A 9449-nucleotide genomic window follows, 5' to 3' on the forward strand; every position below is an offset into this window, starting at 1 on the left:
GGCCGACACCTACACCGCCCCGCCCGCCCCCCGGCTGGTGGACTCGCCGGTCTTCGTGCTGTCGTCGGTGCGCTCCGGTTCGACCCTGCTGCGCGTCCTGCTCAACAGCCACAGCCGTATCCGCGCCCCGCACGAGATGCACCTGCGCACGGTGCACGTCACCCTGTCCCGCGACTTCTCCGCGGACGCCATGCGGGCGCTCCACCTCGACAAGGACGAGCTGGAACACGTGCTGTGGGACCGGGTGCTGCACCTGGAGCTCACCCGCAGCGGCAAGGACGTCATCGTCGACAAGACCCCGCCGAACACCCTCATCTGGCCCCGCCTGCGGCGATGTTGGCCGAACGCCCGCTACATCCTGCTGCTGCGCCACCCCGGCGCGGTCGTCACGTCCCTCACCGACCGGCGCGCCGACCCCGATCACGAAGCCGTCCGTGCGGAGGTCCTCGACTACAGCGAGAAGCTGGAGGAGGCCCGCCTGAGCCTCGACCCCCATGTGATCACCTACGAGGAGCTCACCTCCGAGCCGGAGAAGGTCACCCGGGGCATCTGCGACCACCTCGGCGTCCCCTGGGAGCCCGGCATGCTCGACTACGGCAGCAAGGACCACGGCACCTTCCGCCCCCAGCTCGGCGACTGGTCCAGCACCATCAAGTCCGGCCGCATCCAGTCGGCCCGCTCCGCCGACCCGGGCGTCGAACTCCCCCCACGCCTGAGGGAACTGGCACAGGCGTGGGGGTACAGGGACTGAAGGGGGCAGGGCCTAGAGAGGCAGGGCCCCGACCGTGGCCTGCGGGGCCGCCGACTCGACGGAGTCGGCCGGCACCGCGGGCAGCGGCTGCTGCTCCGTCGCCTCCGGCCGCTGCTGCGGCAGCGACACCGGCCGCAGCGGACGCGGCCCCGACACCACCGTGTAGTCCTGGCCCAGGAACGGCGGAACCACCTCGCCCGGGTCCTCGCCGAGCGCCAGCTGGACGGCGGCCCAGGGGGCGTTGACACCGCACAGGGACAGCTGGTGCAGGCCGCCCGCCGGGCGGGTGTTGACGTCCATCAGGACCGGCCGGTCGCCGAACATCCGGAACTGGATGTTGGACAGGTAGTGCAGGCCGAAGCCCTCCGCGATCAGCCGGRCGGGCTCCAGCCACTGCTCGTGCAGCGTGAAGCCCCGGCGGCGGCCGTTCTTGGTGCGGCCGATGGCCAGCCGGACCCGGTTGTCCGGACCGGTCAGGCAGTCCACCGACACCTCGGGCTGCTCCAGACGGGGCATCACCAGCCAGTCGACCGGCTCCTCGGCCCGCCGCAGTGCCTCCAGCACCAGGTCGAACGGCACGTACGGGCTCGGGAAACCGCTCAGGTGCATCAGCGAGAACGGCGAGCGCGTGATCACGCGGAAGCCYACCCCGCCCGCCCCGGACGCCGGCTTGAAGCACGCCTTGTGCCCGGCGGCCTCCAACTCCTCGACGGCGGCGACGAGTTCGTCACTCGACCGGACCCGCCACCACGGCGGCACCGGCACGCCGACCGCCTGGACCGCCTCGTAGGCGATCACCTTGTCGTGGAAGACGGCCACCGCCTCGGGCGGCGGTGCCAGCACCGCCGTACCGGCCGCCTCGAACTCGGCGCGGTGCGCGACGATCGCCGACTGGTGCAGCCGGGGCACGAACACGTCGATGCCGCGCCGCGCGCACTGGTCCAGCGCGTACTCGACGTACCCGGCGGGGGAGAGGTTCTCGGGCTCCAGCTCGGCGGTGTCGGCGGCGGCCAGCACGGGGGAGTCGGGGTCGCCGTGCGTGGCGTGGATCTCGACGGCCCGGTCGCTGGGATTTCTCCGCAGCTGATCCATGAAGAACACGTTCTCCGCGTACGTGCGGTTGAGCCAGACGCGTACGCGAGAGACCATGCAGGCCGCCTTTCAGGGTTCGCGGGCAGGGCTCAGCAGCCCGTGCCCGGGCAGGTTGATTGGAGGTACACCAAACCGCCCCTGTGAAGGGAAGTTTTTAGCGGTGGTGTTGGGGCAGATCATACGGCTTCGGCGGGCCGTGTCGTGCAACGCGCGGGTTACGGATTCACGACCGAGACCGTCCGGCCGCTCTTGTCTCCCCGCCCGCGGATGTGATCTCGTGGTGGCGTTCGCGTTCGGGCGCGCGGAGGGGGGCGAGAGGTGACGTCGACGGCCGGTGGCGCCGCACAACTACTGGCCATCAGCGATCTGCACATCGGCTACCCGGAGAACCGCGCCCTGGTCGAGCGGATGCGGCCCGGGACGGACGACGACTGGCTGCTCGTGGCCGGGGACGTCGCCGAGACCGTGGCCGACGTCCGCTGGACCCTCAAGACGCTCGCCGGCCGCTTCCGCAAGGTCGTCTGGGTGCCCGGGAACCACGAGCTGTGGACCCATCCGAGCGACCCCGTCACCCTGCGCGGCGTCGCCCGGTACGACCATCTGGTCGAGCTGTGCCGGGACCTCGGCGTGACGACACCGGAGGACCCCTACCCCGTCTGGGACGGCCCCGGCGGCCCCGTCGCCGTCGCGCCGCTCTTCCTCCTGTACGACTACTCGTTCCTGCCGGCCGGCTGCGCGACCAAGGAGCAGGGCCTGGAGTACGCCCAGGGCACGGGGATCGTGTGCACCGACGAGTATCTGCTGCACCCCGACCCGTACCCGAGCCGGGAGGCCTGGTGCCGGGCCCGGGTCGCCGAGACGGAACGCAGGCTCGCCGAGCTGCCCGAAGACCTGCCCGTGATCCCCGTCAACCACTACCCGCTGCACCGCCACCCGATGGACGTGCTGTGGCACCCCGAGTTCGCCATGTGGTGCGGCACTGATCTGACCGCCGACTGGCACCGCAGGTTCCGCGTCCACACGATGGTCTACGGCCATCTGCACATTCCCCGCACCACCTGGCACGAGGGCGTGCGCTTCGAGGAGGTGTCGGTGGGCTATCCCCGCGAGTGGCGCAAACGGTCGGGGGATCCGGGGCGGCTGCGGCGCGTCCTGCCGGGGGAGGGCGAGGAACGGTGATCGAGGAACTGCTGCCCCAGACCGTCGTCACCGTCGAGGCGTACGGCCACGAGGGCGCGGACGCACCGCTGTACCCCGAGGAGGCGGCGCTCATGACCCGGGCGGTCGCCAAGCGGCGCCGGGAGTTCGCCGCCGTCCGCTCCTGTGCCCGCCGTGCCATGGAGAAGCTCGGCGTGCCGCCGCAGCCGATCCTGCCCGGGGAACGCGGCGCCCCGCGCTGGCCGGCCGGCCTGGCCGGCAGCATGACCCACTGCGACGCCTACTGCGCCGCCGCCCTGGTCCGTGCCACCGACCTTGCCTCCCTCGGCATCGACGCCGAGACCCACGGGCCGCTGCCCGAGGGCGTCCTGCCCGCCGTGGCCCTCCCGGCCGAGGCCGAGCGCCTGCGGCGGCTGGCCGCCCAGCGCCCCGACGTCCACTGGGACCGGCTGCTGTTCAGCGCGAAGGAGTCCGTCTACAAGGCGTGGTTCCCCCTCACCGGCAAGTGGCTGGACTTCACGGAGGCCGACATCGAGATCTCGGCAGGCCCCGGCCAACAGCCACGCGGCACCTTCCGCGCCACGCTCCTCGTCCCCGGCCCCCGGGTCGGCGACCGCCGCCTCGGCCATTTCGACGGCCACTGGATCGCCGACCGCGGCCTGGTCGCGACGGCGGTCGCAGTACCGCACGACTGAGACCGCTGTGCGGGGGTGGTCCTGCGGACGTCGACTCAGGGCGCCGCTGTCCGCCGTCGGTTCGATGCCCGGTCACCGGCCACGGCCGCCGGCTCAGGGCCCGGGCCCGGCCCGGTTGTCGGCTGAGGTTTCTGGTCATCGGTTGTGGGCCGGGGGTTTCGGGCGGCCCGCTGTCGGCTCGGGGCGCCTGGCTACCGGCTGACGGCTGAGGTTCCCGGCCACCCGCTGTGGGCTCAGGTGTCCCCACCCGCCATCGGGTCATGTGCCCGGCTGCCCGCTGTCGGCTGAGGTTCCCGGCCACCGGCCACCGGCCGCCAGCTCAGGTCCTGGCCGTCCGCTGTTGCTTCTGCCCAAGCCACCGGCCCAGATCCCCACCGCCCGCATTTGGTTCGGACGCCAGCCGCCGGACGCCAGCCGCCGGACGCCAGCCGCCGGACACCGGACGCCGGACGCCAGCCGCCGGCAGCCGGCCCATGTCGCTCGCCCGTAACGGGCCGCTGGCTGAGGTCCCCGCCCCCGGCCGTCGGCTCAGGGCCTCGCCCCGGCCGCCAGCTGAAGTCCCCCGTCACGGGCCGCCGACTGAGGTCCCCACCTCCCGTCGCCGGCCCAGCCTCCGCCACCGGCCGCCCGCTGAGGCCCCCGTCGCCGACGTCGGCTCAGAGCCCGACCCCCGGCCGCCGGCCCAGGTCTCCGCCACCGGCCGCCCGCCGAGGTCCCCGTCGCCGACGTCGGCTCAGGGCCCCGGCTCCGGGCACCAGCTCTGGAGCAGGTGGAAGAACGCCTCCTCGTTGCCGGTCAGGCCCGCTTGTTCGAGGGCCTCTTCCGCCTCGGCGAGGACGCCCGGCGGGACGATCGGGGGGCGGTCGGCGCCGGGCGGGCCCGTCTCCAGGTCGAAGACGGCCCGGACGGTGTGCAGCAGCCGCAGGTAGGCCTGGACGGCGGTGCGTTCGCGGTCGGTCAGTACGGCGGTGGGCATCGGTCGGCTCTCCCCGTGTCGCAGTCATCGGTCACGCCCCGCACACAAGGGGCGCACGTCCAGCTTGCCGCCCACCACTGACAATCCGGCCCGACCGCCCGCCGGTTCGCCCCACTCGGCGGAGGTGACATCCCCCCTGGCCCGGGACGCCGCCCGTCAGCCCTGCGGACCCGGATACCCCAGCGACGCCTCGATCCGCCCCGCCAGATGGTCCCGCTGCACCCGCCCCCGCGACGACGAACCCGCCAGCCACGCCCGGCACTTGCTGGCCAGCAGCAGGCCGAAGCTCTCGGCCTCCTTCTCGTCGTCGAGGTCGAAGCGGGTGCGCGCGGCGACCTTCAGCACCGTCGCCTGGAGGTCGGCGTCGTCGTGGAGCAGCCGGGCCGCGACGGCGGCGCCCCCGACGTGGTGGGAGCAGTGCCCCGCCTTCATGTGCCACAGCTCGTGCCCCAGGATCACCAACTGGTGGTCGGGGGCCGTGCGTTCCTCGATCACGACGAGGTCCTGCTCGGCCATGTCGAGCCACAGCCCGCTCGCGGTCCCGGGTGGGAAGGCGGCCGTACGGAAATGGACGGGGCGGCCCCGGCGTCTGCTCATGGCGTCGCACAGCGCGGCGTACAGCTCGTCGGGCCGCGCCGGCGCGGGGAGGGTCAGCTCCGCGACCAGTTCGCCGCACAGGCGGCGCATTTCCTTACCGATGCCCACAGTTCTCCCCACGGTCACGACTCGGGCCGCTTGACGCTCTCCAGGAGCATGTCCAGCCACTCCGCCACCTTGTCGCGGTGCTGGTCGGTGGGCAGCTGCGCGGCCCGCCAGGCGATGCCGCGCACGCCGTGGTCCTGCAGCAGCCGCTCCAGCGGGTCGTCGGCCGCCGCGGCCGCCTCCCGCTCGCGGTCGGCGAGCTTCTGGAGCAGTTCCTGCTCGGTGTGCTGGAGGGCGCTCAGCAGCGCCTCGGGGTCCTCGGCCGTGAGGAAACCGGCATGCACCCGGAAGAACCGCTGGAGTGCGTCGCAGTGCTCCATGGTCGGCCGCCGGTCGCCGTTGATGAGGGCGCCGGCCTGCTGCCGGGACATGCCCGCGCCGTCGGCGATCTCCTGCTGGGTGTACTTGCGGCCGTTGGGCTTGAGCCGGGTCCGGCGCAGCAGGTCCAGGCGCTGGAGGAACCGGGCCTGCACATCGCGCTCGCCCGCCGGCCTGCCGCCCAGCAGGGCCTTGACCACGGGCTCCGGGACCCCGGAGGCGACGGACAGCCGGCCGGTGTCGAAGACCTCGGCGTGCGGCACGCCGAGCCGGTCGGCGAGCGCGGTGACACGGGAGACGACGGCCGCCAGCACGGCCGTCGGCGTGGCGCCCGGACCTTCGACGAAGCCACCCGTCACCGACAGATCTCCTACGTCTCTCACAGGCTTCTCACAAGCGGATGCCGTGACTTGCCCCGGCGTGAACTTCCCGGAGCGTAGCCGGTGGTTCGAACTCACATCCAGGTCTCGCCACAACTGTGGCCAATTTCAGCCGTCAACAGGCACGAAATGCCACGATAGTTGACACGCCTCAACTCGGGGCAGCAGGATCGGGGCGCCGCGTCAAGGCCGCACAGGCAAGAGGGGTGACCTCCCGATGGCATATCAGGCAGGAGGGCAGCGGCCGGTACCGCGGCCCGTCCCCGACACTTCCGATGTCCAGGGCTACCTGGAGGACTACGCCGGGCTTCTGGAGGCCGTCTCCTTCCCCTCGCTCGTCGTCGACCACTGCTGGGACGTGGTGCTGACGAACAGCGCGTTCCGGTCACTTTTCGGCGGCGTCGGTCCGTACCCGACGGCCATGCCGGGCGACAACTTCCTCAGGTTCGTGCTGTTCCACCCCGACGCTCCCACGGTGCTCGGCGAGCACGAGGCGAGCTGGTGCCTGCCGATGCTCGCCCACTTCGCGCGGACCGTGGAGAGCCACGGCCCCGACCACGGGCTCCAGGCCATCCGCCGCGACATCGCCCAGGACCCGATCATGGAGGCCGCCTACCGGCACGGCCTGCCGCACTGGATCCGCTCGGTCGGCGAGAGCGCCGTCGAACAGGACGGTGCCGTACGGCCGCTGCTGCACCCGGATCCGCGCTGGGGCGCCACCGACTGCCGGATCGTCGCCGAGACGTCCAGGACGCTCGAGGAACTGGGCTGCACCCGGCTCACCTTCGTCCTGCGCGACACCCGCCGCACCCCGTCCCGGGACCGCCGGACACGCCGTACCGCCTCCCACCTGAGGGTCGTCCCGGTGGCCGACTGAGCCCTGCCAGGTTCCCCGCGTCACCAGCGTTCGCCCCATTCCCCGACCGTGTGGTGTGTGACATAGTACTGACGTGACCGAGCCGCTGACCTGCGATGTCGTGGTGGTCGGAGCCGGAGTGGTGGGCGCCGCCTGCGCCCTGTACGCGGCCCGCGCGGGCCTGGACACCGTCGTGGTGGACCGGGGCCCGGTGGCCGGCGGTACGACCGGCGCGGGGGAGGGAAACCTCCTCGTCTCCGACAAGGAACCCGGACCCGAGCTCGACCTGGCCCTGCTGTCCGCCCGGCTGTGGGCCGAACTGGCCCGGGAGGGGCTGGGGAAGGCGGTCGAGTACGAGGCCAAGGGCGGGGTCGTCGTCGCCGGCACCGGCGAGGCGCTGGCCGGGCTGGAGAGACTCGCCGCCGGGCAGCGCGCGGCCGGGGTCGAGGCGGTCCCGGTGCCGCCCGACCGGCTCTCCGATCTGGAGCCGTATCTGGCCCCCGGCCTCGCGGGCGGCGTGCACTATCCGCAGGACGCCCAGGTGATGCCCGCCCTGGCGGCGGCTCACCTGCTGCGCGCCTCCGGCGCCCGGCTGTTCACCGGCCGTGAGATGACCGGGGTGCTGCGCGGCCCCGACGGTGCGGTGCGCGGAGTGCGGACCGACCGGGGCGACATCCACGCCCCGGCCGTCGTCAACGCGGCCGGCACCTGGGGCGGCGAGGTGGCGGGCCGCGCCGGGGTGTCGCTGCCGGTGCTGCCCCGGCGCGGTTTCGTCCTGGTCACCGAGCCGCTGCCGCCCCGCGTCCGGCACAAGGTGTACGCCGCCGACTACGTGGCCGACGTCGCCAGCGACTCGGCGGCCCTGCAGACCTCGCCGGTCGTCGAGGGCACCCCCGCCGGGCCGGTCCTCATCGGCGCCAGCCGCGAACGGGTCGGCTTCGACCGGTCGTTGTCGCTCCCCGCGCTACGGGCGCTGGCGGCGGGCGCGACACGCCTCTTCCCGTTCCTCGCCGGAGTCCGGGCCATGCGGACGTACGCCGGCTTCCGGCCGTACCTGCCGGACCATCTGCCCGCGATCGGCCCCGACCCCCGGGCGCCCGGACTCCTGCACGCCTGCGGGCACGAGGGTGCGGGCATCGGTCTGGCCACKGGCACCGGGCAGCTGATCGCCCAGGCGCTGACCGGGCGGACGCACGACCTGGATCTTGTCCCGTTCCGGCCCGACCGCTTTCCCGAGGGGGCCGAGTGAATCCACTGGAGCTGGCGGGGGCCAGGTCCGGCCCCGCCTTCACGGTCACGTTCGACGGCCGGCCGGTCCGGGCGCTGCCGGGCCAGACGGTCGCCGCCGTGCTGTGGGCGGCGGGCGTCACCTCCTGGCGCTCCACCCGGGGCGAGGGCCGTCCGCGCGGGGTGTTCTGCGGGATCGGCGTCTGTTTCGACTGCCTGGTGACCGTCAACGACCGCCCCAACCAACGCGCTTGTCTGGTGCCGGTGCGGCCGGGTGACGTGATCGCCACCCAGGACGGCACGGGGCATGAGGGGGAGAGCCATGCGGACTGACCTCGCCGTGATCGGCGCCGGGCCCGCCGGCCTGGCCGCGTCGCTGGCGGCGAGTGCGCGCGGCACCCGAGTCGTGCTCGTCGACGCGGCCACAGAGCCCGGCGGGCAGTTCTACCGGCAGCCCGCCGCCGGGCTCCGAGTGGGGCGGCCCGAGGCGCTGCACCACCGATGGCGGACCTGGGAGCGGCTGCGGGACGGCCTCGCCGCCAGTTCCGTACACGTGCTGACGGATCACCATGTGTGGTGTGTGGAGCGGACGTCCGGCGGCTTCACCGTGCACGCGCTGCTCGGTCCGGAACAGGAGGAGCCGGCCGAGGTGCACGCCCGTGCCGTGCTCCTGGCCACCGGCGGATACGAACACGTGCTGCCCTTCCCCGGCTGGACCCTCCCGGGCGTCGTCACCGCCGGGGGCGCCCAGGCCATGCTCAAGGGCGGGCTCGTGGTGCCGGGGCGCAGAGCCGTCGTGGCCGGGACCGGGCCGCTGCTGCTGCCCGTGGCGACCGGGCTCGGGGCGGCCGGCGTCGAGGTCGCCGCGCTCGTCGAGTCCACCGGCCCCGTGCGCCTGGCCCGCCATGGCCGGGCCCTGGCCGGCAAGCTGCCCGAGGGCGCCGGATACGCCGCCCGGCTGCTGCGCCACCGCGTGCCGGTCCTGGCCCGCCACACCGTCGTCCGCGCCCACGGCGACGACCGGCTGACCGGCGTCACGGTCGCCGCCCTCGACACCGCCGGACGCGTCCGGCCCGGCACGGAGCGGCAGGTGCCCTGCGACACCCTGGCCGTCGGCCACGGCATGCTCCCGCACACCGACCTGGCGGAGGGCCTCGGCTGCGGCCTGGACGGGCTCGCCGTGGCCGTCGACGCTCAGCAGCGCACGGACGTACCCGGCGTGTGGGCGGCCGGGGAGTCCACCGGTATCGGCGGAGCGGCCCTCGCCCGCGCCGAGGGGCACATCGCCGGGTGC

The 9449-nt window shown here is 73.8% G+C and carries 11 protein-coding genes; 7 read left to right on the top strand and 4 right to left on the bottom strand.

All coding sequences use genetic code 11. The annotated features are described in order from the left end of the window. Positions 1 to 751, top strand: a 751-nt coding sequence (locus CA983_RS35185; protein ID WP_208637106.1) for a sulfotransferase family protein, incomplete at its 5' end; no start/stop codon positions are given. A 12-nt stretch (positions 752 to 763) separates the two neighbouring features. On the opposite strand, the gene CA983_RS35190 is transcribed toward CA983_RS35185, so the two are convergent. Further along, positions 764 to 1900 carry an ATP-grasp domain-containing protein gene (locus tag CA983_RS35190; RefSeq protein ID WP_086604805.1) on the bottom strand — a complete coding sequence of 379 codons (1137 nt, stop codon included), beginning with the start codon at positions 1898 to 1900 and terminating at the stop codon, positions 764 to 766. Positions 1901 to 2161: 261 nt separating this feature from the next. Here CA983_RS35190 and CA983_RS35195 point away from each other — a divergent pair, with 261 nt between their 5' ends. Both CA983_RS35195 and CA983_RS35200 read left to right on the top strand, forming a co-directional pair. Continuing rightward, positions 2162 to 3022, top strand: coding sequence for a metallophosphoesterase family protein (locus CA983_RS35195; protein WP_086604806.1), 861 nt, complete (start codon positions 2162 to 2164; stop codon positions 3020 to 3022). Continuing rightward, the gene (locus CA983_RS35200) at positions 3019 to 3696 is read left to right on the top strand and encodes a 4'-phosphopantetheinyl transferase family protein (RefSeq protein ID WP_086604807.1); all 678 of its coding nucleotides are present in this window, start codon (positions 3019 to 3021) and stop codon (positions 3694 to 3696) included. Before CA983_RS35195 ends, CA983_RS35200 begins: the two co-directional genes overlap by 4 nt. 733 nt (positions 3697 to 4429) lie before the next feature. Here CA983_RS35200 and CA983_RS35205 read toward each other — a convergent pair. The 3 genes from CA983_RS35205 to CA983_RS35215 all read right to left on the bottom strand — a co-directional run bounded on the left by CA983_RS35205 (position 4430) and on the right by CA983_RS35215 (position 6051). Further along, on the bottom strand, positions 4430 to 4672 hold the full coding sequence (locus CA983_RS35205; protein ID WP_086604808.1) for a hypothetical protein: 243 nt from the start codon (positions 4670 to 4672) through the stop codon (positions 4430 to 4432). Between the two features lie 156 nt (positions 4673 to 4828). Then, the gene (locus CA983_RS35210) at positions 4829 to 5359 is read right to left on the bottom strand and encodes a toxin-antitoxin system, toxin component (RefSeq protein WP_086604809.1); all 531 of its coding nucleotides are present in this window, start codon (positions 5357 to 5359) and stop codon (positions 4829 to 4831) included. Between the two features lie 32 nt (positions 5360 to 5391). Then, the gene (locus CA983_RS35215) at positions 5392 to 6051 is read right to left on the bottom strand and encodes a helix-turn-helix domain-containing protein (protein WP_086604810.1); all 660 of its coding nucleotides are present in this window, start codon (positions 6049 to 6051) and stop codon (positions 5392 to 5394) included. A gap of 238 nt (positions 6052 to 6289) precedes the next feature. Between CA983_RS35215 and CA983_RS35220 the strand changes: the two genes are divergently transcribed. From CA983_RS35220 to CA983_RS35235, 4 genes are all read left to right on the top strand, one after another. After that, on the top strand, positions 6290 to 6949 hold the full coding sequence (locus CA983_RS35220) for an MmyB family transcriptional regulator (protein WP_086604811.1): 660 nt from the start codon (positions 6290 to 6292) through the stop codon (positions 6947 to 6949). A gap of 73 nt (positions 6950 to 7022) precedes the next feature. Then, positions 7023 to 8177: an NAD(P)/FAD-dependent oxidoreductase gene (locus CA983_RS35225; protein ID WP_086604812.1), complete on the top strand. Its 1155-nt coding sequence runs from the start codon at positions 7023 to 7025 to the stop codon at positions 8175 to 8177. Further along, a complete protein-coding gene (locus CA983_RS35230) occupies positions 8174 to 8488 on the top strand; it encodes a (2Fe-2S)-binding protein (protein ID WP_086604813.1) in 315 nt (104 codons plus the stop codon). Before CA983_RS35225 ends, CA983_RS35230 begins: the two co-directional genes overlap by 4 nt. Next, the coding region (locus tag CA983_RS35235) for an NAD(P)/FAD-dependent oxidoreductase (protein ID WP_086604814.1) at positions 8478 to 9449 on the top strand (972 nt) is incomplete at its 3' end. The genes CA983_RS35230 and CA983_RS35235, both read left to right, overlap by 11 nt.

Origin of the sequence: Streptomyces swartbergensis, assembly GCF_002148965.1 — a bacterium.
Taxonomy (GTDB): Bacteria; Actinomycetota; Actinomycetes; order Streptomycetales; family Streptomycetaceae; genus Streptomyces; species Streptomyces swartbergensis.

What these genes read in the sequence shown, in the direction of transcription:
- CA983_RS35210 (WP_086604809.1), bottom strand. Translation starts at nt 5,359, where the DNA reads ATGCGCCGCCTGTGCGGCGAACTGGTCGCGGAGCTGACCCTCCCCGCG.
- CA983_RS35220 (WP_086604811.1), top strand. Translation starts at nt 6,290, where the DNA reads ATGGCATATCAGGCAGGAGGGCAGCGGCCGGTACCGCGGCCCGTCCCC.
- CA983_RS35205 (WP_086604808.1), bottom strand. Translation starts at nt 4,672, where the DNA reads ATGCCCACCGCCGTACTGACCGACCGCGAACGCACCGCCGTCCAGGCC.